Origin of the sequence: Klebsiella spallanzanii, from assembly GCF_902158555.1 — a bacterium.
In the GTDB taxonomy this organism is placed as follows: Bacteria; Pseudomonadota; Gammaproteobacteria; order Enterobacterales; family Enterobacteriaceae; genus Klebsiella; species Klebsiella spallanzanii.
In genome coordinates, this window is sequence record NZ_CABGGS010000023.1 from 436,168 (window position 1) to 462,178 (window position 26,011).

Here is a 26,011-nt window from a genome sequence, read left to right on the forward strand (position 1 = left end):
GACTCATGACTCAATACGTTTTTGCACCCCAGGCCCCGATTAGCGTTCCGGTTGTTGGCAGCGATGAGCAGTTCCCGGTACGCCGTGTTTACTGCGTTGGTCGCAACTATGCCGCCCACGCTCGTGAAATGGGCTTTGACCCGGATCGCGAACCGCCGTTCTTCTTCTGCAAACCCGCCGATGCGGTGGTGCCGGTGGCCGCAGGACAAACTCTGGATCTACCGTATCCGACGCAAACCGATAACTATCACTATGAAATTGAGCTGGTGGTGGCGATTGGCAAAAAAGGTAGCGATATCCCGCTGGAGCAGGCTCATGAATATGTCTGGGGCTACGCCACCGGCCTGGATATGACCCGCCGCGACCGTCAGATGGAAATGCGCCAGATGGGCCGTCCGTGGGAAATCGGTAAAGCCTTCGACCTCTCCGCGCCGATTGCGCCGCTGCATAAAGCCGATACCGCAGATGTGAATCAGGCCGGGATCTGGTTACAGGTTAACGGCGAAGATCACCAGCGCAGCGATATCCGCCATCTGATCTGGTCGGTCAATGAAACCATCAGCTACCTGTCTGGTTTCTTCGAACTTCAGCCCGGCGACCTGATTTTCACCGGTACCCCGGAAGGCGTTGGCGCGGTGGTGAAAGGCGATGTCATTACCGGCAACGTAGAGGGACTAACGCCGATCTCCGTTCGCGTGGTGTGAGGTGAATGATGAAGCTGTACAGCTTTTTTAATAGCTCCGCGTCGTACCGCGTGCGGATTGCGCTGGCGCTGAAAGGCATCGACTACCAGAGCGTGGGCGTGAATATCCGCATCGGCCAGCAGAACGCGCTGGAATACCGGCGGCTGAATCCGGTTGGCCTGGTGCCGACGCTGATTACCGATGAGGGCGAATCACTCGGCCAGTCGCTGGCGATTGTGGACTGGCTTGACCGCCACTATCCGCAACCGCAACTGCTGCCGCAGGAGGATATTGCGCGGATGCAGGTGCTGGAGATTGTTTATGCTATCGCCTGCGATATCCACCCGATTAATAACATGCGCGTTTTGCGCTACCTTGGTGACGAACTGAAGGTGAGCGAAGAGGACAAAAAACGCTGGTATGCGCACTGGATCCAGCAGGGATTGAGCGCTGTGGAGCAGCTGTTGCGCCGCGCCAAATCCGGCAATTTCTGCGTGGGTGATACGCCGACCCTGGCTGACTGCTGCCTGGTGCCGCAATGGGCAAACGCTCTGCGTATGGGCTGCGACCTGAGCCACTACCCGCGCTGCCAGGCGGTTTATGACGCCTGTACCCGGCTCCCGGCGTTTATCGCCGCCGCGCCGGAAAACCAACAAGATAAGATCCCGGCTTAGGAGACAACATGGCAAAAGTGATGCGAGCAATCATTGTCGGCGGCGGTATTGGCGGGGCGGCAACGGCACTCTCTCTGGCGCGTCAGGGAATCAAAGTTATGCTGCTGGAGAAAGCCCACGAAATTGGCGAAATCGGCGCGGGGATCCAGCTTGGGCCAAACGCCTTCTCGGCGCTGGATAGCCTTGGCGTTGGCGAAGTTGCCCGCCAGCGAGCGGTATTTACCGATCACATCACGATGATGGATGCGGTAAACGGCGAAGAGGTGGTGCATATTGAGACCGGGCAGGCCTTCCGCGACCATTTCGGCGGCCCCTATGCGGTTATCCACCGGGTGGATATTCACGCCACCGTCTGGGAAGCCGTACTGACCCATCCTGGCGTCGAGTATCGCACGTCGACGCAGGTGGTGGATATCCGCCAGACCACCAACGACGTGACCGTTTTTGATGACAAAGGGAACAGCTGGACGGCGGATATCCTGATCGGCTGCGACGGCGTGAAGTCAGTGGTGCGCCAGAGCCTGCTCGGCGATACGCCTCGGGTGACTGGCCACGTGGTGTATCGCGCGGTGGTCGATGCCGTCGATATGCCGGAAGATTTACGTATTAATGCGCCGGTTCTGTGGGCCGGGCCACACTGCCACCTGGTGCATTACCCGCTGCGCGGCGGCAAGCAGTACAACCTGGTGGTGACTTTTCATAGCCGCGAAAAAGAAGAGTGGGGCGTGCGTGACGGTAGTAAAGAGGAGGTGCTCTCCTACTTTAAAGGCATTCATCCTCGACCCCGGCAGATGCTGGACAAACCCACCTCGTGGCGCCGCTGGTCTACCGCCGACCGCGAGCCGGTAGAAAAATGGGGCAACGATCGCATTACGCTGGTCGGCGATGCCGCGCACCCGGTGGCGCAGTATATGGCTCAGGGGGCCTGTATGGCGCTGGAGGATGCGGTTACCTTAGGTAAAGCGCTGTCGGAGTGCGATGGTGATGCCGCCCGTGCCTTTGCGTTATATGAATCGGTACGTATCCCGCGCACCGCGCGTATCGTCTGGTCGACTCGCGAAATGGGGAGGGTTTATCATGCCGCCGGAGTGGAGCGCCAGGTGCGCAACCTGCTGTGGAAAGGCAAAACCCAGAGTGAGTTTTATCGCGGCATCGAGTGGCTGTACGGCTGGAAAGAGGATAACTGCCTGGAACCACGTTAAGCGGTTGTGCGTTTCCCGGGGTGCACTTTTGTAGCCCGGACAGATGTGTAGCATCGCCTCCGGGAAAACTGACGTACCCCTTTCAACCCGCCCCGGGAGGCGCTACCATAGCGCCTCTTTTTTTCCGGGCAATGATAAACAATATGCGTGTATTACTGGCGCCGATGGAAGGCGTGCTCGATTCGCTGGTGCGCGAGCTGCTGACCGAAGTGAATGATTACGATCTCTGCATCACCGAATTTTTACGCGTGGTCGATCAACTCCTGCCGGTAAAATCATTCTATAAGCTGTGCCCGGAGCTGCATAACCATAGCCTGACGCCATCCGGCACCCGCGTGCGCGTACAACTGCTCGGGCAGTATCCGCAATGGCTGGCGGAAAATGCCGCCCGCGCGGTTGAGCTGGGATCCTGGGGGGTCGATCTTAACTGTGGCTGTCCGTCGAAGCTGGTCAACGGCAGCGGCGGCGGGGCAACGTTACTCAAAGATCCGGAACTGATCTATCGCGGCGCGAAAGCGATGCGCGAAGCGGTCCCGGATCATCTACCGGTGACGGTCAAAGTGCGTCTTGGCTGGGACAGCGGCGATCGGCGCTTTGAAATTGCCGACGCGGTCCAGCAGGCGGGAGCCAGCGAACTGGTGGTCCACGGTCGCACCAAAGAGGACGGCTATAAAGCGGAGCGTATTAACTGGCAGGCCATCGGCGAAATTCGTCAGCGTCTGACCATTCCGGTGGTTGCCAACGGTGAGATCTGGGACTGGCAGAGCGCTCAGGATTGTCTGGCGGCGACCGGCTGCGATTCGGTGATGATTGGCCGCGGCGCGCTTAACGTACCCAACTTAAGCCGGGTGATAAAATATAACGAACCGCGCATGCCCTGGCCTCAGGTCGTCGAGCTGCTGCAAAAATATACCCGCCTGGAAAAGCAGGGCGACACCGGCCTTTATCATGTTGCGCGTATAAAACAATGGTTAAGCTATTTGCGCAAAGAATACCTTGAAGCCTCTGAGCTTTTCAGCGCGGTACGCACCCTTCAGGACTCAGCGAGCATTGCGCGCACAATTAACGGCTGGCGTAACGAAACTATCTGACCTGCATCACATTTTTCTGTTTGTCCCGTTGAGATTACCCCGTGGACAGTGAAATACTCACTACCGATTGTTACTGCTTCGGCAGGCAAAACCTGATTTCCTGGCATCTGTCGGGGTCAGGTTTTTTTGTTTTTGGGGTTCATATGCAAATCGCCAAAGTACTTAATAATAATGTAGTGGTGGTTGTAGATGAGCAGCAGCGCGAACAGGTGGTCATGGGCCGAGGACTTGCCTTTCAAAAACGCGTTGGTGACTCTCTTGATGAAAGTAAAATTGAAAAGGTCTTCGCGCTGCAGAGCGATGAACTGGTTGGCCGTTTAGGCGAATTACTCAGTCAGATACCGTTAGAAGTGATGACCACCTGCGATCGGATTATCGATCTGGCGCGCGGTCGTCTCGGTAAGTTACAGGACAGTTTGTACATTACCCTGACCGATCACTGCCATTTTGCGATTGAGCGGCAGAAGAAGGGCCTCGCGATTCGTAATGTGCTGCTATGGGAAATTAAGCGGCTGTACCCGAAGGAGTTTGAGTTAGGGCAGGAAGCGCGGGCGATTATCGCCAAAAGGCTCGGGGTTGAACTTGCCGAAGATGAAGCCGGGTTTATCGCCCTGCATCTGGTCACGGCGCAGCTTAACAGCGAAATGCCTGAGGTGATGCATGTTACCCGGGTGATGCAGGAGATCCTGCAACTGGTGAAGTATCAGCTGACGCTCAATTATGACGAAGAGTCATTGAGCTATCAGCGCTTTGTCACTCATCTCAAGTTTTTCGCCCAGCGTATGCTGACGCGAACGGTTGTCGAAGATGATGATGTGACGCTGCACAGCGCGGTAAAGGATAACTACCCTAAAGCGTGGAAGTGTGCGGAAACCGTCGCCCGGCACCTGCAAAAAAGCTACCAGCGGCCGCTGACGACGGAAGAAATTATGTTTCTCGCCATTCATATTGAACGCGTGAGAAAAGAGGGGCGCTAAACGCTTATCGGGCCTGGCTCTTAGCACCTTCATTAAAACTGGATTGTTACTGCATCATGCAGGCAAAACCTGAGCGCAACGCCAACCCGGCGTTGTTCTCGGGTTTTTTTATTTTTAATACTCAGTTAACGATGCCTGCGGGCAGCGGAAGTAAGGAAAAACAGCATGGAATATAAAGCACTCGCGCAGGATATTCTCAGCCGGGTAGGCGGCAAAGAGAATATTGTGAGTCTGGTTCACTGCGCTACACGACTGCGTTTTAAGCTCAAAGATAGCAAAAAGGCGGATGCTGAAGGGCTGAAGGCGAATCCTGGCGTTATTATGGTCGTAGAAAGCGGCGGTCAGTTTCAGGTGGTCATTGGTAACCATGTGCATGATGTCTGGCAAGCGGTGCGTAGCGAAGCGGGTCTGACGGATGAGAGCCAGCCGGTCGCGGAAAAGGGCGAGAAAACGTCGCTGCTTGGCCAGCTTATCGATATTGTTTCCGGTATTTTTACCCCGTTTATCGGCGTACTGGCGGCCACCGGTTTGCTGAAAGGTTTTCTGGCGCTGGCGGTGGTTTGCGGCTGGCTCAATACCGGTGATGCGACCTATAAAATCTGGTTTGCCGCCAGCGATGCCCTGTTCTTCTTCTTCCCGCTCTTTCTCGGCTATACCGCCGGGGTGAAATTTGGCGGTAATCCGTTTATCACGATGACCATCGGCGGTGCGCTAACCCATCCGCTGATGATTCAGGCCTTTGAGGCCGCCCAGGCGCCGGGCGCGCCGGTCGAGCATTTTATTGGTATTCCGGTGACGTTTATTAACTACAGCTCATCGGTCATCCCGATTATTCTCGCCTCTTGGGTCAGCTGCTGGCTGGAGCGCAGAAGCAACGCGCTGCTGCCGTCGGCCATGAAAAACTTCTTTACCCCGGCGATTTGTCTGGGGGTCATCGTGCCTCTGACCTTCCTGGTTATCGGCCCGGTCGCCACCTGGCTAAGCCAACTGCTGGCGCAGGGCTACCAGATAATCTACGCCGTAGCGCCATGGTTGGCGGGTGCCGCGCTGGGTGCGCTGTGGCAGGTGTGCGTGATTTTCGGCCTGCACTGGGGCCTGGTTCCGTTGATGATCAACAATCTGGCCGTGCTCGGTCACGATACCATGGGGCCGATGGTGCTGCCTGCGGTGATGGGCCAGGTCGGCGCAGTATTGGGTATCTTTTTGCGTACTCGTGATACCCGCCAGAAAATACTGGCCGGTTCCGCTTTTTCCGCCGGGATTTTTGGTATCACCGAACCAGCAATTTATGGTCTGACTCTGCCGCTGCGCCGTCCGTTTATTTTTGGCTGCGTGGCTGGGGCGATTGGCGGTGCGATTACCGCATTCTTCAATACCAGCATCTACTCTTTCGGCTTCCCGAATATCTTTTTACCGGCGCTGATGATTCCGCCAGGCGGCGTCGACGCCAGCGTCTGGGGTGGTGTGGTTGGTATGGTGGTGGCGCTGGTTATCGCCTGCGTGCTGACTTTTATCGCCGGATTGCCGCGCACGACCTCCGAACAGGCTGCTGTTGTTGTTGCGCCCGCTTCGGAAAACGACGTTCTGGCGCCGATGACCGGTAGCGTACTGGCGCTGGATCAGGTTCCTGACAGCACCTTCGCCAGCGGTTTGCTCGGCCAGGGCGTAGCGATTATTCCGTCCGTGGGCCGCGTTATTGCGCCGTTCTCAGGTGAAGTTGCCTCAATTTTTCAAACCAAACATGCCATCGGCCTGCTAAGCGATAGCGGCATTGAACTGCTTATTCACGTCGGCATCGATACCGTTAAGCTCGATGGCGCGCCGTTTACCGCTCATGTTAAAGAGGGCGATAAAGTTAAAGCGGGCGACCTGCTGCTGGAGTTTGACCGCCAGGCGATTCTGGATGCCGGTTATGACCTTGCGACGCCCATTATTATCAGCAACAGCGACGATTATCGTGCTCTCGACATTGTTTCCGCCAGCGCGGTGGAAGCCGGTCAGCCGCTGTTGTCCGTAACCCGTTAATCACAGGAGAGAGATGAATGAAAACATTCCCACAGGCGTTTTTATGGGGCGGCGCGACCGCGGCAAATCAGGTCGAAGGCGCTTATCAGGAGGATGGCAAAGGACTGTCGACTTCTGATGTTCAGCCAAACGGCGGTATTTTTAGCGAAGTCGTGGAGCGTGTACCGGGCGATAGCGGAATTAAAGATGTTGCCATCGATTTTTACCACCGCTACCCGGAAGATATCAGCCTGTTTGCTGAAATGGGCTTTAACTGCCTGCGTGTATCGATTGCCTGGACGCGTATTTTCCCTAACGGCGATGATGCTCAGCCAAACGAAGCCGGACTGGCCTTTTACGATAAGCTGTTTGATGAAATGGCGAAGCACAATATCACTCCGCTGGTGACACTGTCGCACTACGAGATGCCGTGGGCGCTGGTGAAAAACTATGGCGGTTGGGGTAACCGTAAAGTGATTGGTTTCTTCGAGCGCTATGCCCGTACGGTGTTTGAGCGCTATCAGGCGAAGGTCAAATTGTGGCTGACCTTCAACGAAATCAATATGTCCCTGCACGCGCCGATGACCGGCGTGGGTCTGCCATCCGACAGCAGGAAAAACGAAGTATACCAGGCCATTCACCATCAGATGGTGGCGAGCGCGCTGGCGATGAAGGCCTGCCATGAAATTGTCGCGGAAGGCAAAATCGGCAACATGCTGCTCGGCGGCCTGATGTATCCGCTGAGCTGCAAACCGGAAGATATTTTTGAAACCCTGCAGCAGAACCGCAGCTGGCAGTTCTTTGGCGATGTACAGTGCCGCGGCGCGTATCCGGGCTATATGCTGCGCTATTTCCGCGATAACGGCATTAATCTTGAGATCACCGATGCCGATCGCGAAGCCCTGAAAGAGACCGTCGATTTCATCTCCTTTAGCTACTATATGACCGGCTGCGTCACTGCAGATGAAGAGCTGAACAAAAAAGCGCGCGGCAATATTCTCAGCATGGTGCCGAACCCGCACCTGGCAAGCTCGGAGTGGGGCTGGCAGATTGACCCGCTGGGCCTGCGTACCTTGCTGAACGTGCTGTGGGACCGCTATCAGAAACCGCTGTTTATCGTTGAAAACGGCCTGGGCGCGAAGGATAAAGTCGAAGCCGATGGCAGCATCAACGACGATTATCGTATCAGCTACCTTAACGACCATCTGGTACAGGCGCGCGAGGCGATTGAAGATGGCGTTGAGCTGATGGGCTACACCAGTTGGGGGCCAATCGACCTGGTGAGCGCGTCGAAGGCGGAGATGTCCAAGCGCTACGGTTTTATCTACGTCGATCGTGATGACGCAGGTAACGGTACCTTGGCGCGCAGCCGCAAGAAAAGCTTCAACTGGTATAAAGAAGTGATTGCCACTAACGGCGGCAGCTTAAAAGAGTAATGCCCTGAGCACGAAAGTAACATCATCCATATGGCCCGGATAACCTCCGGGCCATTTTGCGTATTACGCCGGCTTGCGCGCGCGCAGCAGAAAAATCATCGGCCGCTCTTTTTCTTCATCCAGCGCTGGCTGGGCGGCAATCTGCTCCGCCGTTGGCCCCCATTCATCCAGATGCTCGATGATAAAACCGGCGGCCACCAGCAGGTTTATCCAGGTGGACAGCTTGCGGTGCTGCTTCTTCACCCCGTCGGCAAACCAGTTGCTGATACGTTCGCCCTCCTGCTGGTAGTGGCTCACCGGCCAGCGCTTCTGTCCGTTCTCATCTTCCAGCCAGCTCTGCTGCGGCGGGGCGGTATAGATGGGATGCTCGGCGGAGAACAGCAGCGTACCGCCGGGCGTCAGCGCCTGGTAAACGGTAGCGAACAGCGGCGCCACGTCGGGCAGATAGTGTAGCGCCAGCGAGCTATAGACCAGCTCGCAGCTATTTGCGGGCAGGGTCAGGTTCTCCAGGTTTTCACAGCGGTAGCGGATACCTTCGCCGCGGGTCATTTCGCGGGCACGCTCCAGCATCCGGCTGGAGAGATCCAGTCCCTCGACCTGCGCGGCACCCCGATCGCGGGCCCAGCGGCAAAACCAACCGTAGCCGCAGCCAAGATCGACGACGCGTAAACCGGATAACGGCGGAAGCATTTGCTGTATGGTTGGCCACTCAGGCGCGCCTTCCAGCCCCTTAACTGAACGGTCGAGGGTGGCGTATCCGGCAAAAAAAGCGGGATCGTCATAGATGTTCTGACTCATTTTCACTCCATGAGAAGTTTATTTTTAGCCTGCTAATAGTTACGGCACACGCTTTACTAAACGGCTATGATGCAATTAGCTTAATATACCCGACCTTATTTAATCATCTGACCGATTTCATGAACCTGACTTTGAGCAAACGCGTGCTGGCTGGCCTGCCGCTGGCTATCGTGCTGGCTGGCTGCGCGCCATCGCACGATATTGGCAACCCGGCGCAGCAGCAGACCCCGGCATCCCACGTCTCAATGGAACTGCCCGCCGCCGTGAAAAACGGCTGGCCGCAGAGCAACTGGTGGCAGGACTACCACGACCCGCAGCTCAATAGCTTGATTCAACGCGCGTTAGCTAATGCGCCGGATATGCAGATTGCTGAACAACGTATCAAGCTGGCGGAAGCGCAGGCGCGGATGTCGCAGTCTAATCTGGGGCCGAATCTGGATTTTTCCGCCGATATAGAGCGACAGAAAATGTCCTCTGAAGGCCTGATGGGGCCGTTCGCGACGGATACTGACGGCAACACCGGCCCGTGGTATACCAACGGTACCTTTGGCCTGACGGCGGGTTGGGATCTGGATCTATGGGGTAAAAATCGCGCTCTGCTAAAAGCACGCATCGGTGAAGTTAAAGCTCAGGTTGCTGAAGAGGCGCAGACTCGCGAACTGCTGGCCAGCAGCGTCGCCCGCCTTTACTGGCAATGGCAGACCGAAGCCGCCATTAAAAACGTGCTGACTCAGGTGAAGAGCGAGCAGAACAATATTGTTACCGTGGATACGGCGCTGTATCAGCGCGGGATCACCAACTCTGCCGAAGGGGCGGAGAACGATATTAACGTCAGCAAAACCGACCAGCAGCTCGCCGACGTTGCGGGCAATATGAAAGAGATTGAAGCGCGGCTGATGGCGCTGACCAACAATCAGAGCCAGGCGCTGAATTTACGTCCGGCTAATTTGCCCGCCGTCAGCGCACAGATGCCCAGCGAACTGGGCTATGAACTGCTGGCGCGGCGCCCGGATTTGCAGGTGGCGCACTGGTATATCGAGGCTTCTTTAAGCGAAATTGATGCCGCTAAAGCGGCGTTTTATCCGGATATCAACCTGATGGCCTTCCTGCAACAGGATGCCCTGCATCTCAGCGATCTGTTCCGTCACTCCGCGCAGCAGATGGGCGTTACCGCCGGGTTGACGCTGCCTATCTTTGATAGCGGCCGCCTGAATGCGAATCTGGATATCGCCAGCGCGCAAAACAGCCTGTCGGTGGCGAAGTACAACAAAGCCGTGGTCGATGCGGTTAATCAGGTGGCGAAAACCGCCAGCCAGGTTGAGACGCTGATGGCGAAAAACCAGCAGCAGCTGCAAGTTGAGAAAGATGCCCAGCGGATGGTCGCTCTGGCGCAAGCGCGGATGAATGCCGGGATCATCTCCGGCTCGCGCGTCAGCCTGGCGAAGCTGCCCGCGCTACAGGAGCGGATTGCCGCGCTGCGCCTGCACGGCCAGTGGCTTGATGCCAGCATCCAGCTGACTTCCGCTCTGGGTGGCGGATATCATCAGGCGGCGAAGTAACTGTGCGGTCTGCGGGTTTTGTAGCCACACCCAACGCGGCTTCTGATTATTCTCCCCGGGGGCGGCGCAAAGCGCCTGCCCGGGCTACAGGTCCGTGCGGTCTGTGGGTTTTGTAGCCCGGACAGGTGCGTCAGCACCGCCTCCGGGAACTCTCGTCACTCCTTCCTTTTCGCCTCGCGGCGCTTGAGCCACCAGTGCGCCGCAACCACCAGAACGACCACCAGAATCAGCCAGATCCAGTGTTTCAGATGCGCATCCAGATGATGCAGCCACGGGCCAATCGCTTCGCCGCCGAGATACCCCAGGGTAGTAAAGATCAGCGCCCAGACAATGGCACCGAGAATATTCAGCGGTAGAAAGACCTTTGGCGGCAGACGGCTGGCGCCAATCAGTAACGGTCCGATAACCCGAAAGCCGTACATAAAACGGGTGCCAATCACAAACAGATAAGGGCATCGCTGAATCATGCGCTGGGCTTTCTGAATCCGCTTTTTCTGGCTCGAGAATCGCCGCAGAATGCGCCCGCCAAAGCGTCTGCCAAGTAAGTAAAGCAACTGGTCGCCGATCATTCCGCCAAGGGCAACCGAGACAACCACCAGCCAGAACTTCAATAATCCCTGATGTGCCGCCACGCCGCCGAGCAGAGTGATGGTTTCGCCTTCCGCCATGCTGCCAATGACCAGCGCCGCGTAGCCGTACTGGGAAATCAGGTTATTGATATCCATATAAAGATAAACTCCTTAAAACGTCAGTCCCTTAATCATACACCCTGATGATAAAAATGCGGGGAAGCGCATTTTTATTGCTGTACACAAAATAATCTACAAGGTGAATTATACTTGGATCAGTGCTGTACCACGCCGTGACAAGGGGGACGCTATGAACCATGTCTGGGGACTCTTCTCTCATCCTAATCAAGAGATGAGCGTTATCAAAAGTGAAAACGAGACCATTTCGCATCACTATACGCACCACGTGCTGGTCATGGCGGCGGTTCCGGTTATCTGCGCCTTTATCGGCACGACGCAGCTGGGCTGGAACTTCGGCGATGGCACCGTGGTAAAACTGTCGCTGATGACCGGGCTGGCGCTGGCGGTGCTGTTTTATGCCGTTATGCTCGCCGGGGTGGCGGTGATGGGGCGGGTTATCTGGTGGATGGCAAGAAGCTATCCGCAGCGGCCTTCGCTGAAACGCTGTATGGTGTTTGCCGGTTATGTCGCCACGCCGATCTTCCTGAGCGGGATTGTGGCGCTCTATCCGCTGGTATGGCTGTGCGCGCTCGTGGGGACCGTCGCGCTGCTGTATACCGGTTATCTGCTGTATCTCGGCATTCCAACCTTCTTGAGTATCAATAAAGAAGAGGGGTTGAGCTTCGCCAGCTCCACTCTGGCGATTGGGGTGCTGGTGCTGGAAGTGCTGCTCGCCATCACCGTGATTCTCTGGGGTTACGGATATCGACTCTTCTGATTGACTCATTGCCGACATAAATAGGTTTTTATGTCGGCAATGCAGCATTTGTTCACGATTCTTATTAGCCAGCCAGCGTTCTGCCGGGGTATGATGATTTTTGCCAGCGGCGTTACCACCCCAACGCCGCGGCGTACGTTCATAACGTGCAAAAATACTTTTCAGAATGCTCACGATGACCAAATTTCGAGTTTCTTTGCTCAGCCTGACTTTGCTGCTGGCTGTGCCTTTTGCGCCCCAGGCGATAGCTAAAACCCCCGCAGCGGTTACCGCTTCACAGCCGGATATCGCTTCCGGTAGCGCGATGATCGTCGATCTTGCCAGCAAAAAAGTGATCTATGCCAGCCAGCCGGATCTGGTCCGCCCGATGGCGTCGATCACCAAGGTGATGACCGCGATGGTGGTGCTTGATGCCCATCAGCCGCTTGATGAGATGCTGACCGTCGATATCAGTCAGACGCCTGAAATGAAAGGGATTTACTCACGCGTGCGCCTGAACAGCGAAATCAGCCGCCGCAATATGCTGCTGCTGGCGCTGATGTCCTCGGAAAACCGCGCTGCCGCCAGCCTGGCGCACCATTATCCGGGTGGCTACGATGCGTTTATTCGTGCGATGAATGCCAAAGCGCAGGCGCTAGGGATGACCCGTACCCGTTACGTTGAGCCAACTGGCCTGTCGATTCATAACGTCTCCACTGCACGCGATCTGAGCAAGCTGCTGATCGCCAGCGAACAGTATCCGCTGATTGGTCAACTGAGCACCACCAAAGAGGATATGGCGACCTTTGCTCATCCCGCCTACACGCTGCCGTTCCGTAATACCAACCATCTGGTGTACCGCGATAACTGGAATATTCAGCTGACCAAAACTGGTTTTACCAACGCGGCGGGCCACTGCCTGATTATGCGTACGGTGATCAAAGGGCGTCCGGTGGCGCTGGTGGTCATGGATGCGTTCGGAAAATATACCCACTTTGCTGATGCCAGTCGTTTGCGGACGTGGATTGAAACCGGGAAGGTGATGCCGGTTCCGGCTTCCGCGCTCAGCTATAAGAAGCAGCGCGAAGCGCAAATGGCCGATGCGATGCTAAAAGGCGGCGCGCAGACCGCGCAGAACGATTAACCCCCATTTCCCCGGATTACGGCGTAAACGCCTTATCCGGGCTACAGAACCGCGCTGAACCGTAGCCGGCTAAGCGCAGCGCGAGCCGGGGGATTTTCCCGGAGGCGGCGCTGGCGCGCCTGTCCGGGCTACCGCTTACCCGCGACCCCGAGGGCTTACTCCGGCAGCGTCCAGTCGCCATCGCCGAGCGGGCGCTGCATAATTAAGGTATCCCGCCAGTCGCCCATCTTATAGCCGACGCTGCGCAGCTGGCCCGCCACGCTAAAGCCGAATTTCTTATGTATGGCAATCGACCCGGCGTTACTGTGTCCGTCGCCGATAATCGCCAGCATTTGTCGCCACGGACCCTGTTCACACTTTTCAATTAAGCGGGAGAGCAGGGCGCTGCCGATACCGCGTCCGCCCATACCCGCTTCGACATAAATTGACTCTTCAAGGGTGTAACGATAGGCCGGGCGCGGACGATAGAAGGTGGCGTAACAGTAGCCGACGATGGTGCCGCGCCACAGGGCAACCAGCCACGGCAGCCCGCTATCGCGCACGGTTTTGATACGTTTGCGCATCTCATCGACGGTCGGCGGGATCTCTTCAAAAGAGGCGCGTCCATTGAGTACGTGCCAGACGTACAGCGCGGCGATGGCGTGGGCGTCATCGGGCAGCGCCTCGCGGATCTCTAAGTCAGCGTCGTGTAATTTATCCACTGCGGACATGATGGGTTCCTTAAGCGGGTTCGCCGGAGAGGAGATTTCTCCGGCGTGCAGCGTAATACAGAAGCCCCGAGGCTGAACAGTCCCTCTTGCGGATTATTGCGGGTCGGTCGCGTTCGCAGAGTTGTCCTGCGTTTCGCCCCAGTATTTTTGCTTACTGGTCTTGCCGATACCCGGGTTCATGCTGTTGGTCGGATCGTTTTCGCGATAGAAGCGTTTTAAACTTTCCGGCGCTTCATAAAGATGACCCACGTTATGCTCGGCCGGATACTGAGCGCCGCGCTCCTTCAGCAGCACCAGCATTTTCTCCTTCAGTTCGTGGGCATCGACGCCTTTTTTCACGATGTAATCCTGATGGAAAACGTGGCACATAAAGTGACCGTAGTAGAGCTTATGCACCAGTTGACTGTCTATCTCGGCGGGAAGATGCTCAAACCATTCGGTATCGTTACGCCGCAGGGCGATATCCAGCGCCAGAATGTCTTCCACTTCATCTGAGTGAACCGCCTGATAGCGGATTGCCGCGCCCGCTGCGGCGAAGCGGTGCAGGAAAGCCTTGCTGCCTTCTTCCGCGGTACAGGCAAAGAAATTACCCTCGGCGTTTTTGAAATATTCACCAAGCCAGGTCTGAGCCTCTTCGATGCCATCACCTGCCATCTTCAGCAGCAGATGGTGTTCGTATTTATCGCGCCAGGATTTCATTCGCTCCGGCAGGTGCGCCGGGAAGACGTGTCCCAGCTTCTGCATAAAGCGGTCGGTGAAGTGTGGCTTAAACAGGGACACCTTCTCCAGCATCGCATCGGTGCGGCCCTTCATGGTGAAGAAGAACGGCATTTTATCGGTGCCGAGTTTGTCGATCATCAGGAAGGTATCTTTGCCATACTGCTCGGCGATATCGTAAATATCGCGGTGCATATACTCGCCCGCCACCGGCAGGTTATTAAACTCCGCCAGAATATGGCGGCGAATTTCGGTTAGCACGTCCGGTTGGTTGGTGCCGATATAAAACACCTGCTGGCGTTTCTCTGCCGGGAAGGTGTCCAGGCGTACGGCGAACACCGCCAGCTTTCCGGCGCAACCTGAAGATTCAAACAGGCGATCAGGGTCGGCGTTGTAGCGCGCCGGGGTATCGGCATTGACGTCGCGCACGCGGGTGACGTAGTCATGATCGTGGGCATGGCGGCCATCATGGCGCACATCCTCATCTTTAACCCGTTCGTCATCAAGGCGGCTGAGGATCTGCTCTGGCGTGGTGCCGAGGTCGATGCCCAGATGGTTGACCAGGCTGAGCTTGCCGTTTTCATCTATCTGGGCGTACAGCGACATCTCGGTATAGGCCGGGCCGCGCTGTACCAGCGAGCCGCCGGAGTTGTTGCAGATCCCGCCGACCACCGACGCGCCGATGCATGACGAGCCAATGACGGAATGCGGCTCGCGACCCAGCGGCTTCAGCGCTTTTTCCAGCGAATAAAGGGTCGTGCCGGGGTAAGCCAGCACCTGCTCGCCTTTATCCAGCAGATGCAGCTTGTCCAGACGCAGGGTGCTGATAATAACGATTTCGCGGTCATAATCATTGCCGTTCGGCGTTGAGCCTTCGGTCAGGCCGGTGTTCGCCGCCTGCATCAAAATGATTTTGTCGGCGGTGACGCAAGCGCTCAGCACGCGCCACAGTTCCAGCAGCGTTCCGGGGAAGACCACCGCCAGCGCTTCCCCCTGACCGGAGCGGAAGCCTTTGCGATAGCGCTGGGTTTTGGCCGGGTCGGTCAGCAGATGGGAAGCGCCGACCAGGCGGGTCAGTTCAGCCAGAAAAGCGTTGTTATTTGTTATTGCAGATGACATGTTCCACTCCTTGTGGTGGTACAAAATAATCAGCTTTAAGAATAGCGCTTTGTATGACAATTTGATGCATCAATGTTACGAAAAATCAGAGAACAACCTGCGCTTTCTCCAGGCGTCTCGTTTATGTTTATGTCAGACTTGGTTTTTTGCTATCTTTTCGCCGAACTGGCCGACTGGAACAATGAGGGATAAAAATGAAATGGCTCTGTACTGTAGGCGTCGCCGTGAGTCTGGCGCTGCAACCCGCGCTAGCGGATGAATTGTTCGGCAATCATCCCCTGACGCCGCAGGCGCGGGATGCGTTTGTGACGGAACTGCTAACCAAAATGACGGTGGATGAAAAAATCGGTCAGCTACGCTTAATTAGCGTCGGCCCCGATAACCCGAAAGAAGCCATCCGCGAAATGATTAAAGACGGTCAGGTAGGAGCGATTTTTAACACCGTCACCCGCCACGATATCCGCATTATGCAGGATCAGGTGATGGAACTCAGTCGCCTGAAAATCCCGCTGTTTTTCGCCTATGACGTACTGCACGGTCAGCGTACCGTTTTCCCGATTAGCCTGGGTCTGGCCTCCTCTTTTAACCTCGGCGCGGTCAACACCGTTGGGCGGATTTCGGCTTATGAAGCGGCTGACGACGGACTGAATATGACCTGGGCGCCGATGGTCGATGTCTCCCGCGACCCGCGCTGGGGCCGCGCCTCAGAAGGCTTCGGCGAAGATACGTACCTGACCACCGAGATGGGCAGGGCGATGGTTGAGTCGATGCAGGGAAAAAGCCCGGCGGACAGGTACTCGGTGATGACCAGCGTTAAGCACTTTGCCGCCTACGGCGCGGTCGAGGGCGGCAAAGAGTACAACACCGTTGATATGAGCCCGCAGCGACTGTTTAACGACTATATGCCGCCGTATAAAGCGGGGCTGGATGCGGGGAGCGGGGCGGTGATGGTGGCGCTGAACTCGCTCAACGGCACCCCGGCGACCTCCGATGCCTGGCTGCTGAAGGACGTGCTGCGCGACCAGTGGGGCTTTAAAGGCATCACCGTATCCGACCACGGGGCCATCAAGGAACTCATCAAGCATGGCGTGGCGTCGGATCCGGAAGACGCGGTGCGCGTGGCGCTGAAGTCCGGCATCAACATGAGTATGAGCGATGAGTACTACAGCAAATATCTGCCTGAGCTGGTGAAGTCCGGCAAGGTGACCATGGCGGAGCTGGATGACGCCACCCGCCATGTGCTGAACGTTAAATATGATATGGGACTGTTTAATGACCCGTACAGCCATCTGGGGCCGAAAGAGTCTGATCCAGAGGACACCAATGCTGAAAGCCGTCTGCATCGCAAAGAAGCCCGTGAAGTGGCGCGCGAAAGCCTGGTGCTGCTGAAAAACCGTCTCGACACGCTGCCGCTGAAAAAATCGGGCACTATCGCGGTGATTGGCACTCTGGCCGACAGCAAGCGCGACATGATGGGCAGTTGGTCTGCGGCGGGCGTTGCCGATCAGTCGGTAACCGTGCTGACCGGCATCCAGAATGCACTGGGCGACAAAGGCAAGGTTATCTACGCCAAAGGCGCTAACGTCACTAACGATAAAGGCATCGTCGACTTCCTCAATCTGTATGAGAAAGCGGTGCAGGTCGACCCGCGTTCGCCGCAGGAGATGATTGACGAAGCGGTAGCGGCGGCGAAGCAGTCCGACGTGGTGGTTGCCGTGGTGGGTGAAGCGCAGGGCATGGCCCATGAAGCGTCCAGCCGCACTGATATCACTCTGCCGCAAAGTCAGCGTGACCTGATCAGCGCCCTGAAGGCCACCGGCAAACCGCTGGTGCTGGTGCTGATGAACGGTCGTCCGCTGGCGCTGGTGAAAGAAGATCAGCAGGCTGATGCGATTCTGGAAACCTGGTTTGCCGGTACCGAAGGCGGTAACGCCATTGCCGATGTGCTGTTCGGCGACTATAACCCATCGGGCAAGCTGCCGATGTCCTTCCCGCGCTCGGTCGGACAGATCCCCACCTACTACAGCCATCTCAACACCGGTCGTCCTTATAATGCCGATAAGCCGAACAAGTACACCTCGCGCTATTTTGACGAGGCTAACGGCCCGCTCTATCCGTTCGGCTACGGCCTGAGCTACACCACCTTTAGCGTTTCCGACGTGAAAATGTCAGCACCGACCATGCAACGCGACGGCAGCGTGACCGCCAGCGTGCAGGTGACCAACACCGGCAAGCGTGAAGGGGCAACGGTGATTCAGCTTTATCTGCAGGATGTCACTGCTTCCATGAGCCGTCCGGTGAAAATGCTGCGCGGCTTTAAGAAAGTGACGCTCAAGCCGGGCGAGACGCAAACCGTCAGCTTCCCGATTGACGTCGACGCGCTGAAGTTCTGGAACCAGCAGATGAAGTACGACGCCGAGCCGGGCAAATTCAACGTCTTTATCGGCGTCGACTCCGCCCGCGTTAAGCAGAGCGAATTTGAGCTGCTGTAACAGCGATTTGTAGCCCGGACAGGCGCGTTAAGCGCCGCCTCCGGGGAATGTGCCGGGTTGATGCATCGGAGCCGTTTCTTCCCGGTGGCGCTGCGCTGACCGGGCTACGGGTTCACCGTCATCTGCGGACCGTTATCCTGAAGGCCGATTAATCGGCCTTTTCTTTTTCCGCAATGCCCTAAATGAACTACGCTTTTCTCTTAAGCTCCTGTTAATGGAGCGCAAATTAAAGAGGGACGCGGGATGATAAAGGCAAGTATTTGGTCAGGCGCGCTGGCGCTGACGGCCCTGATAAGCCTGCCGTTGCAGGCGGCGGAGCCGGTTAAGGTTGGCTCAAAAATCGACACCGAAGGGGCGCTGCTGGGCAATATTATTCTGCAGGTGCTGGAAAACCACGGAGTGAAAACCGTGAATAAAGTCCAGCTTGGCACTACGCCGGTCGTTCGGGGGGCGATCACTGCGGGTGAACTGGACATCTACCCGGAATATACCGGCAACGGCGCTTTCTTCTTCAAAGAGGAAAATGACCCAGCGTGGAAAAACGCCCAGCAGGGCTATGAAAAAGTCAAAAAACTGGATGCGGAAAAGAACAAACTCGTCTGGCTGACTCCGGCTCCGGCCAACAACACCTGGACTATCGCCGTGCGTCAGGACCTGGCGGAGAAAAATCACCTCACCTCATTAAGCGACCTTGCCAGCTACCTGCAAAAGGGCGGCGAGTTTAAGCTGGCTGCCTCGGCGGAATTTATCGAACGCCCGGACGCGCTGCCGGCGTTTGAAAAAGCCTACGACTTTAACCTTAAGCAAAACCAACTGCTGTCGCTGGCGGGCGGCGATACGGCGGTCACTATCAAGGCGGCGGCACAGCAAACCTCCGGCGTGAATGCGGCGATGGCCTACGGTACCGATGGCCCGGTCGCCGCGCTGGGCCTGCAAACCCTCAGCGATCCAAAGGGTGTACAGCCGATTTATGCTCCGGCCCCGGTCGTGCGTGAAGCGGTACTGAAAGAGTACCCGCAGATAGCCGAATGGCTACAGCCAGTATTCGCCAGCCTGGATGAAAAGACGCTGCAAAAGCTGAACGCCAGCATTGCGGTAGAGGGCCTGGATGCGAAGAAAGTCGCCGCCGATTATCTGCAACAAAAAGGGCTGCTGAAGTAGAACCCGCGTGACGATTCGTTGTTATAACCGCGTTGCGTTGCTGCTGGCGCTGTTACTGCTGCTGGTGATGGCGCTGCCGTTTATCAATTACGCGCCTAACCGGCTGTTATCCGGCGAGGGCCGTTGGCTGTGGCAGGTTTGGCCGTGGCTGGCTGGCATACAGGCTGCGGTAACGCTGCTGATTGGGCTGCTATGCTGGCGTCCAGGACGTCTTCCTCTGCTGCTTATCTTTCTGCTGGCGGACCTGCTGCTGCCGCTTTTGCTATGGGGCGCAGGTCAGGCGGCGGTTGAACTGGCGCGTAGCGGCTCACCCTTGGCCCGCACCTCGCCCGGCAGCGGCCTGTGGTTGTCTGTGGCGTTATGCCTGCTTATCGCCAGCGACGCCGCTCGTCGCCTTACCTCCCGTGCGCTTTGGCGCTGGCTGCTGAATGCGCAAATCTGGCTGCTGCCCGGACTACTGCTGTGGCTGGGTGCACTGGACGGCCTGTCGCTACTCAAAGAGTACTTCAACCGCCAGGATGTTTTTGACGATGCGCTGTATCAGCATCTCACGCTGCTGTTTGGCACTTTGCTGCCGGGGTTGTTGATCGGGCTACCCGTGGGGATTTGGCTCTGGCGCTATCCCCGCTGGCAATCGCCGGCTTTTGCCGTTCTTAACGTGATTCAGACCGTCCCCTCCGTTGCGCTGTTCGGTTTGTTGATCGCACCGCTGGCCGGATTAGCGCGTCAATTTCCGTCGCTGGCGCAGCTTGGCGTTTCCGGCACCGGCATGACGCCTGCTTTGATTGCGCTGGTGCTGTATGCCCTTTTGCCGCTGGTGCGCGGCGTGGTGACCGGATTGCAACAGGTGCCGCGTGAAACACTGGAAAGCGCCGTGGCGATGGGGATGAGCAGCGGTCAGCGTTTCCGCCTGGTGCAGCTGCCGCTGGCGCTGCCCGTATTATTGCGCAGCCTGCGGGTGGTGAGTGTGCAAACCGTCGGCATGGCGGTGGTGGCGGCGTTAATTGGTGCGGGCGGCTTTGGCGCGCTGGTCTTCCAGGGATTGCTGAGCAGCGCGCTGGACCTGGTACTGTTAGGGGTGATCCCGACCATCGCGCTGGCGGTGGTGGTGGATGCGCTATTCGCGCTGTGGGGCGCATTACTGAAAGGAGAGGCCCGTGATTGAGTTCGACAGCGTCAACAAAGCCTTTGCCGGAGAGCCTGCGGTAAAAAACCTCAATCTGCATCTTCGCGAAGGGGCATTTTCGGTGCTGATTGGTACCTCAGGCTCGGGAAAGTCGACCACGCTGAAAATGATTAATCGTCTGGTGGAACACGATAGCGGGACGATCCGTTTTGCCGGGCAGGATATCCGCCAGCAGCCGGTTCTCGAACTGCGCCGCAGAATGGGCTACGCCATCCAGTCTATCGGCCTGTTTCCCCACTGGACGGTGGCGCAGAACATTGCCACCGTTCCGCAGTTGCAAAAGTGGTCTCAGCAGAAAACGCAGGCGCGGGTTGATGAGCTGATGGCGCTGCTGGGGCTGGAGCCTGGTCTGCGCGAGCGCTATCCACACCAGCTTTCCGGCGGTCAGCAGCAGCGCGTCGGCGTGGCGCGCGCCCTGGCGGCCAATCCGGAAGTTTTGCTGATGGATGAACCTTTTGGCGCGCTCGACCCGGTGACGCGCGAAGCGCTACAGCAGGAGATGATCCGCATTCACCGCCTGCTAGGGCGAACGATTGTGCTGGTGACCCACGATATCGACGAAGCTCTGCGCCTGGCGGATCATCTGGTGCTGATGGACGGCGGCGAAGTAGTGCAGCAGGGCGAACCGTTGCAGATGCTGCTTGAGCCGAAAAATGCCTTTGTGCAGACCTTTTTTGGCCGCAGCGAACTGGGTGTGCGCCTGTTGTCGCTGCGCGGGGTGGGCGACTACCTGCGTCGCGACGAGCGTCTGTTGGGGGATGCGTTAAATGTGACGATGACCCTGCGCGAGGCGCTGTCCCAGTTTGTTGCTCATCGCCGGGAGGTGCTGCCGGTGGTTGATGAACAAGGGCAAGCCTGCGGGACGCTGCATTTTGCCGACCTGCTGCGCGAGGAGGTCCGACGTGAAAGTTCTGCGTGATCCGCTGCTATGGCTAACGGGAATGTTTATCGCGCTGCTGCTGGTGCTGCCCTGGAGCGCGCCGCTGTTCAGCACGCTGTTTCCCGAGCTGCCGCGTCCGGTTTATCAGCAGGAGAGTTTTGTTTCTCTCACCCTGGCGCACTTTTGGCTGGTGGCGCTCTCCAGCCTGGCGGCGACGGTCGTGGGCGTCGGGGCCGGGATTGCGGTGACGCGTCCGGCGGGGCATGAGTTTCGTCCGCTGGTGGAAACGATAGCCGCGATGGGGCAGACGTTTCCGCCGGTGGCGGTGCTGGCGATTGCGGTGCCGGTGATGGGATTCGGCTGGCAGCCTGCGCTGATTGCGCTGGCGCTGTACGGTATATTGCCCGTTTTGCAGGGGACGCTGGCAGGACTGGGGGCAGTTCCGTCCGGGGTGTTAACTATCGCCCAGGGGATGGGGATGAGCGGCTGGCAGAGGCTGATAAAAGTGGAGCTGCCGCTGGCGGCGCCGGTGATGTTGGCCGGTATCCGCACGTCGACCATCGTCAATATTGGTACGGCGACCATCGCCTCAACGGTGGGCGCGAATACCCTCGGCACGCCGATTGTTATCGGCCTGAGTGGGTTTAATACTGCTTATGTCATTCAGGGGGCGCTGCTGGTGGCGCTGGCGGCGATTATCGTCGACCGCGGATTTGAACGGCTGAACCGGCTAATCAGCCGACACCGCCGCGAACAATAAATGAATAACCGGCCAGCATCACGCCGCCGATGCCGCTGATGGCCATAAATAAGAATAGGGTGATAACCGCAATTTTCGCTGGCTTCATAATAGGCTCCTGATGTTAACGCGGAGATTATACGGTGAAGCGCAGGTGTTAATAAAACATTAATTGCTTTTTAGCTACGACATTACCTCCGGGTTTACAGGCATCTGCGATCCGGTAGCCCGGACAGGCGCGTTAAGCGCCGCCTCCGGGAAAAGTCGCCGCAGAGTTATTGAGCCAGATAACCTGATCCTGTTGCTGCTCCTGTCGCGTTCTCCTTTATTAACTGTAGAAGTACTTTTATGAAGAGAGATGCTTTGCTTGTTTTTTGTACATTCAATGGCGGGAGAGGCGCTCGGAAGTGTGATCCTGAACATGAATTATGATTTTCATGTATTGCTTCAAAGAAAGTTATAAGCAGGCAGTGTATGTTACGCGCTTTCATGTGAAGTGTGGTCTGCGGGTATGTACGAGTTTGATCTGGTGTTGCTGCTGCTTCAGCAGATGTGCGTGTTTTTGGTCATTGCGTGGCTGATGAGCAAAACGCGGTTGTTCATTCCTCTAATGCAGGTCACCGTTCGTCTGCCGCACAAGCTGCTGTGCTATGTCACCTTTTCCATTTTCTGCATCCTCGGAACCTACTTCGGTCTGCATATCGAAGACTCGATCGCCAACACGCGCGCTATCGGCGCGGTGATGGGCGGCCTGCTGGGAGGGCCGGTGGTCGGCGGCCTGGTGGGGCTGACCGGCGGGCTTCATCGCTACTCGCTGGGCGGCATGACGGCACTGAGCTGCATGGTTTCTACTATCGTTGAGGGACTGCTCGGCGGGCTGGTACACAGCATTCTGGTAAAACGTGGCCGGCCGGACAAAGTTTTCAGCCCGCTGACCGCCGGGGCGATTACCTTTTTCGCCGAAATGGTACAGATGCTGATTATTCTGCTTATCGCTCGCCCGTTCGAAGACGCTCTGCATCTGGTACAGAGCATCGCCGCGCCGATGATGGTCACCAATACCGTCGGCGCGGCGCTGTTTATGCGCATTCTGCTGGATAAGCGGGCGATGTTTGAAAAATACACCTCGGCATTCTCGGCCACGGCGCTGAAGGTTGCCGCCTCGACGGAAGGGATCCTGCGTCAGGGCTTTAACGAAGAGAACAGTATGAAGGTGGCGCAGGTGCTAATTCAGGAGCTGGATATTGGCGCGGTGGCGATAACCGATCGCGACAAACTGCTGGCCTTTACCGGGATTGGCGACGATCACCATCTCCCCGGCAAACCTATCTCTTCGCTATATACCCAAAGGGCGATTGATACCGGCGAAGTGGTCTACGCCGACGGCAACGAAGTGCCTTACCGCTGCTCGATTCATCCCAACTGCAAACTGGGCTCCACGCTGGTTATCCCGCTGCGCGGTGAAAATCAGCGGGTGATCGGCACCATTAAGCTGTATGAGGCGAAAAACCGCCTGTTTAGCTCTATTAACCGCACGCTGGGGGAGGGGATTGCGCAGCTGTTGTCGGCGCAGATCCTCGCTGGTCAGTACGAGCGACAAAAAGCGTTGCTGACGCAATCGGAAATCAAGCTGCTGCACGCCCAGGTGAATCCGCACTTCCTGTTCAACGCGCTGAATACGCTAAAAGCGGTGATTCGCCGCGACAGCGACCAGGCCGGGCAACTGGTGCAGTATCTGTCGACCTTTTTCCGTAAAAACCTAAAACGACCTGCGGAAATTGTCACCCTGGCGGATGAGATTGAACACGTAAACGCCTATTTGCAGGTTGAGAAAGCGCGCTTTCAGGCCAATTTACAGATCCACATGCTGGTGCCCGAAGCGCTGGCCCAGCATCATCTACCGGCCTTTACCCTACAGCCGATTGTTGAAAACGCCATTAAGCACGGGACTTCACAGCACCTTGGCGTGGGAGAAATCACTATTCGTGCCAGCCAGCATGAGCGCTGGCTGCAGTTGGATATTGAAGATAACGCCGGGCTCTATCAGGACAAACCTAGCGCCAGCGGGCTTGGCATGAATCTGGTCGATCGACGGCTGCGGGCACGTTTTGGCGCCGACTGTGGGATCACCGTCACCTGTGAGCCGGAATGTTTTACCCGCGTCACGCTGCGACTGCCTCTGGAGGAAAACGCATGTTAAAAGTATTAATTGTTGATGACGAGCCGCTGGCACGTGAAAACCTGCGTATTTTGCTGGAGACCCAGCCGGATATTGAAATCGTTGGCGAGTGCGGAAATGCCGTAGAGGCGATTGGCGCGGTGCATAAGCTGCGTCCTGATGTGCTGTTTCTGGATATCCAGATGCCGCGGATCAGCGGCCTGGAGATGGTTGGCATGCTTGACCCGGAGCATCGGCCCTACATTGTCTTCCTGACCGCTTTTGACGAGTACGCGGTAAAAGCGTTTGAAGAGCACGCATTTGATTATTTACTTAAGCCAATAGAGTCCGCCAGGCTGGAAAAAACGCTGGCTCGCCTGCGCCAGGAGCGCAGCCTGCAGGATATGACCGTTCTTGATGACACCCAACAGGCGCTGAAATATATTCCCTGCACCGGACACAGCCGGATCTGGCTGCTGCAGATGGAAGATGTGGCCTTCGTCAGCAGCCGGATGAGCGGTATTTATGTGACCGATAGCGAAGGGAAAGAGGGTTTTACCGAGCTGACCTTACGCACGCTGGAGAGCCGAACGCCGCTGCTGCGCTGCCATCGCCAGTACCTGGTTAATATGGCCCATCTCAAGGAGATTCGCCTGGAGGAGAACGGCCAGGCAGAGCTGCTGATGCGCGCCGGGCAAACGGTGCCGGTCAGTCGCCGCTACCTGAAAAGCCTGAAAGAGGCGATTGGGCTGTAAAACGACGGAATCGTGTTAGACTTAGCGCCAGAATTTTTCATCATGAAGGCAATATGATCAGTAACGATATCCTACGTAGTTTGCGCTACACCCTGAAAACGAATAATAGCGGTCTGGTGCGCATTTTTGCGCTGGCGGATGCGCCGGTCAGCGCGGAGCAGCTGGTTCCCTGGCTAAAAAAAGAAGACGAAGAGGGGTTTGTGCGCTGCCCGGATGTCGTGCTGTCGAATTTCCTTAACGGCCTGATTTACGATAAACGCGGGAAAGATGAGTCCGCGCCGCCGCTGGCTGTCGAACGCCGGGTGAATAATAATATCGTGTTGAAAAAGCTGCGCATCGCCTTCTCGCTGAAAACCGATGATATTCTCGCGATTCTCACCCAGCAGAAGTTCCGCGTCTCAATGCCGGAAATCACCGCCATGATGCGTGCCCCTGAGCACAAAAACTTCCGCGAATGCGGTGACCAGTTCCTGCGCTATTTCCTGCGCGGTCTCACCGAGCGCGAACACGCAAAATCCTGATGCGTTTGCCCGGCTTGCGGCGTCAATGCCTGAGCCGGGCTACCCGAAGGCCGCCCGGCCAAGCGCAGCGCGAGTCGGGAGTTGCCGTTATTTCACCTCTTTAAATCCCTGCGACGTCAGCATTTTTTCCGACTCACTTAACGAAATAAATTTTTGTGAACAGTCGGTAAAGCTGGCTCCCGGTAATTTGCACAGCTCGCTGATTTTTACCTGATTGAAGTCGATGGAGAGATGTTCCTTAGCGTAGGTATCTTTATAGTCCACGCTGTGCGTGACGCCTTTAATACTGCTGTAAGCCGCGCCGATAGGGTCGATAATCTTGCGCGCCTGCTCTTCGTTACTCACCCCGAGTGATTGATAGGGAATGGTATTGTCCGCGTCCTGGCGCGTGACGATATCGCCTTTGTAGTGGTAGGTGAAGGTCAGATCAACGCCGTTCATGGTGTTGCTAAACGCTTTGACATCATCTTTGTTGTTATCGCAGCCGATAAGCGTGGCAACCAATACTGTTGCGCCCAGCGCGGTGATAATCCTGCGGTTAAATTTCATGATCGTTCCT

The 26,011-nt window shown here is 56.8% G+C and carries 23 protein-coding genes and 1 pseudogene; 18 read left to right on the top strand and 6 right to left on the bottom strand.

Features of this window, described 5'->3' with window-relative positions:
• The first annotated feature begins 5 nt into the window (after positions 1-5).
• The 7 genes and pseudogenes from FN082_RS17115 (at position 6) to FN082_RS17145 (ending at position 8,067) form a co-directional block, all read left to right on the top strand.
• Positions 6-704, top strand: coding sequence for a fumarylacetoacetate hydrolase family protein (locus tag FN082_RS17115; protein ID WP_139536596.1), 699 nt, complete (start codon positions 6-8; stop codon positions 702-704).
• 8 nt (positions 705-712) lie between these two features.
• Entirely contained in the window at positions 713-1,357 is a 645-nt protein-coding gene (maiA, locus tag FN082_RS17120) for a maleylacetoacetate isomerase (RefSeq protein ID WP_142462991.1), read from the top strand.
• A gap of 8 nt (positions 1,358-1,365) precedes the next feature.
• Positions 1,366-2,559 carry a 3-hydroxybenzoate 6-monooxygenase gene (locus FN082_RS17125; protein WP_142981977.1) on the top strand — a complete coding sequence of 398 codons (1,194 nt, stop codon included), beginning with the start codon at positions 1,366-1,368 and terminating at the stop codon, positions 2,557-2,559.
• 143 nt (positions 2,560-2,702) lie between these two features.
• Entirely contained in the window at positions 2,703-3,650 is a 948-nt protein-coding gene (gene dusC, locus FN082_RS17130; protein ID WP_139536594.1) for a tRNA dihydrouridine(16) synthase DusC, read from the top strand.
• 143 nt (positions 3,651-3,793) lie between these two features.
• Positions 3,794-4,627, top strand: coding sequence for a transcriptional antiterminator BglG (bglG, locus tag FN082_RS17135; RefSeq protein ID WP_139536593.1), 834 nt, complete (start codon positions 3,794-3,796; stop codon positions 4,625-4,627).
• Between the two features lie 53 nt (positions 4,628-4,680).
• Positions 4,681-6,652 (top strand): annotated as a pseudogene (gene bglF / locus FN082_RS17140) (PTS beta-glucoside transporter subunit IIABC).
• 17 nt (positions 6,653-6,669) lie between these two features.
• The gene (locus FN082_RS17145) at positions 6,670-8,067 is read left to right on the top strand and encodes a glycoside hydrolase family 1 protein (protein WP_142981978.1); all 1,398 of its coding nucleotides are present in this window, start codon (positions 6,670-6,672) and stop codon (positions 8,065-8,067) included.
• 63 nt (positions 8,068-8,130) lie between these two features.
• Here FN082_RS17145 and FN082_RS17150 read toward each other — a convergent pair whose 3' ends face one another.
• On the bottom strand, positions 8,131-8,865 hold the full coding sequence (locus tag FN082_RS17150) for a class I SAM-dependent methyltransferase (protein WP_016809253.1): 735 nt from the start codon (positions 8,863-8,865) through the stop codon (positions 8,131-8,133).
• Between the two features lie 119 nt (positions 8,866-8,984).
• Between FN082_RS17150 and mdtQ the strand changes: the two genes are divergently transcribed.
• Positions 8,985-10,424: a multidrug resistance outer membrane protein MdtQ gene (mdtQ, locus tag FN082_RS17155; RefSeq protein ID WP_142981979.1), complete on the top strand. Its 1,440-nt coding sequence runs from the start codon at positions 8,985-8,987 to the stop codon at positions 10,422-10,424.
• A 155-nt stretch (positions 10,425-10,579) separates the two neighbouring features.
• Here mdtQ and FN082_RS17160 read toward each other — a convergent pair whose 3' ends face one another.
• Entirely contained in the window at positions 10,580-11,149 is a 570-nt protein-coding gene (locus FN082_RS17160; RefSeq protein ID WP_142981980.1) for a DedA family protein, read from the bottom strand.
• 154 nt (positions 11,150-11,303) lie between these two features.
• Between FN082_RS17160 and FN082_RS17165 the strand changes: the two genes are divergently transcribed.
• On the top strand, positions 11,304-11,891 hold the full coding sequence (locus tag FN082_RS17165) for a Yip1 family protein (RefSeq protein ID WP_110272418.1): 588 nt from the start codon (positions 11,304-11,306) through the stop codon (positions 11,889-11,891).
• A gap of 175 nt (positions 11,892-12,066) precedes the next feature.
• Complete coding sequence (gene pbpG, locus FN082_RS17170) at positions 12,067-13,014, top strand: D-alanyl-D-alanine endopeptidase (RefSeq protein ID WP_142981981.1); 948 nt, start codon at positions 12,067-12,069, stop codon at positions 13,012-13,014.
• A 155-nt stretch (positions 13,015-13,169) separates the two neighbouring features.
• Here the strand turns inward: pbpG and FN082_RS17175 are convergent, their stop codons facing one another.
• Entirely contained in the window at positions 13,170-13,724 is a 555-nt protein-coding gene (locus FN082_RS17175) for a GNAT family N-acetyltransferase (protein WP_004138576.1), read from the bottom strand.
• 93 nt (positions 13,725-13,817) lie between these two features.
• A complete protein-coding gene (gene dld / locus FN082_RS17180) occupies positions 13,818-15,560 on the bottom strand; it encodes a D-lactate dehydrogenase (protein ID WP_142981982.1) in 1,743 nt (580 codons plus the stop codon).
• Positions 15,561-15,754: 194 nt separating this feature from the next.
• On the opposite strand from dld, the gene bglX reads away from it, so the two are divergent.
• The 5 genes from bglX (at position 15,755) to FN082_RS17205 (ending at position 22,039) form a co-directional block, all read left to right on the top strand.
• Positions 15,755-18,052 carry a beta-glucosidase BglX gene (gene bglX / locus FN082_RS17185; RefSeq protein ID WP_142981983.1) on the top strand — a complete coding sequence of 766 codons (2,298 nt, stop codon included), beginning with the start codon at positions 15,755-15,757 and terminating at the stop codon, positions 18,050-18,052.
• Between the two features lie 243 nt (positions 18,053-18,295).
• Positions 18,296-19,213, top strand: coding sequence for a glycine betaine ABC transporter substrate-binding protein OsmF (gene osmF, locus FN082_RS17190; protein WP_139536583.1), 918 nt, complete (start codon positions 18,296-18,298; stop codon positions 19,211-19,213).
• A 7-nt stretch (positions 19,214-19,220) separates the two neighbouring features.
• A complete protein-coding gene (locus FN082_RS17195; protein WP_139536582.1) occupies positions 19,221-20,378 on the top strand; it encodes an ABC transporter permease in 1,158 nt (385 codons plus the stop codon).
• Positions 20,371-21,318 carry an ABC transporter ATP-binding protein gene (locus FN082_RS17200; RefSeq protein ID WP_142981984.1) on the top strand — a complete coding sequence of 316 codons (948 nt, stop codon included), beginning with the start codon at positions 20,371-20,373 and terminating at the stop codon, positions 21,316-21,318. The genes FN082_RS17195 and FN082_RS17200 overlap by 8 nt, the downstream gene beginning before the upstream one ends.
• Positions 21,302-22,039, top strand: coding sequence for an ABC transporter permease (locus tag FN082_RS17205; protein ID WP_139536580.1), 738 nt, complete (start codon positions 21,302-21,304; stop codon positions 22,037-22,039). Before FN082_RS17200 ends, FN082_RS17205 begins: the two co-directional genes overlap by 17 nt.
• Here FN082_RS17205 and FN082_RS17210 read toward each other — a convergent pair.
• Positions 22,014-22,127: a protein YohO gene (locus FN082_RS17210; RefSeq protein WP_004103838.1), complete on the bottom strand. Its 114-nt coding sequence runs from the start codon at positions 22,125-22,127 to the stop codon at positions 22,014-22,016. The genes FN082_RS17205 and FN082_RS17210 overlap by 26 nt on opposite strands.
• A 402-nt stretch (positions 22,128-22,529) precedes the next feature.
• On the opposite strand from FN082_RS17210, the gene FN082_RS17215 reads away from it, so the two are divergent.
• The 3 genes from FN082_RS17215 to FN082_RS17225 are packed head-to-tail and all read left to right on the top strand — an operon-like array spanning position 22,530 to position 25,452.
• Positions 22,530-24,218: a sensor histidine kinase gene (locus tag FN082_RS17215; RefSeq protein WP_139536579.1), complete on the top strand. Its 1,689-nt coding sequence runs from the start codon at positions 22,530-22,532 to the stop codon at positions 24,216-24,218.
• Complete coding sequence (btsR, locus tag FN082_RS17220; RefSeq protein ID WP_139536578.1) at positions 24,212-24,931, top strand: two-component system response regulator BtsR; 720 nt, start codon at positions 24,212-24,214, stop codon at positions 24,929-24,931. The genes FN082_RS17215 and btsR overlap by 7 nt, the downstream gene beginning before the upstream one ends.
• 53 nt (positions 24,932-24,984) lie before the next feature.
• On the top strand, positions 24,985-25,452 hold the full coding sequence (locus tag FN082_RS17225; protein ID WP_139536577.1) for a YehS family protein: 468 nt from the start codon (positions 24,985-24,987) through the stop codon (positions 25,450-25,452).
• A gap of 87 nt (positions 25,453-25,539) precedes the next feature.
• Here the strand turns inward: FN082_RS17225 and FN082_RS17230 are convergent, their stop codons facing one another.
• Positions 25,540-26,001, bottom strand: coding sequence for a YehR family lipoprotein (locus tag FN082_RS17230; RefSeq protein WP_139536576.1), 462 nt, complete (start codon positions 25,999-26,001; stop codon positions 25,540-25,542).
• Positions 26,002-26,011: the final 10 nt, after the last annotated feature.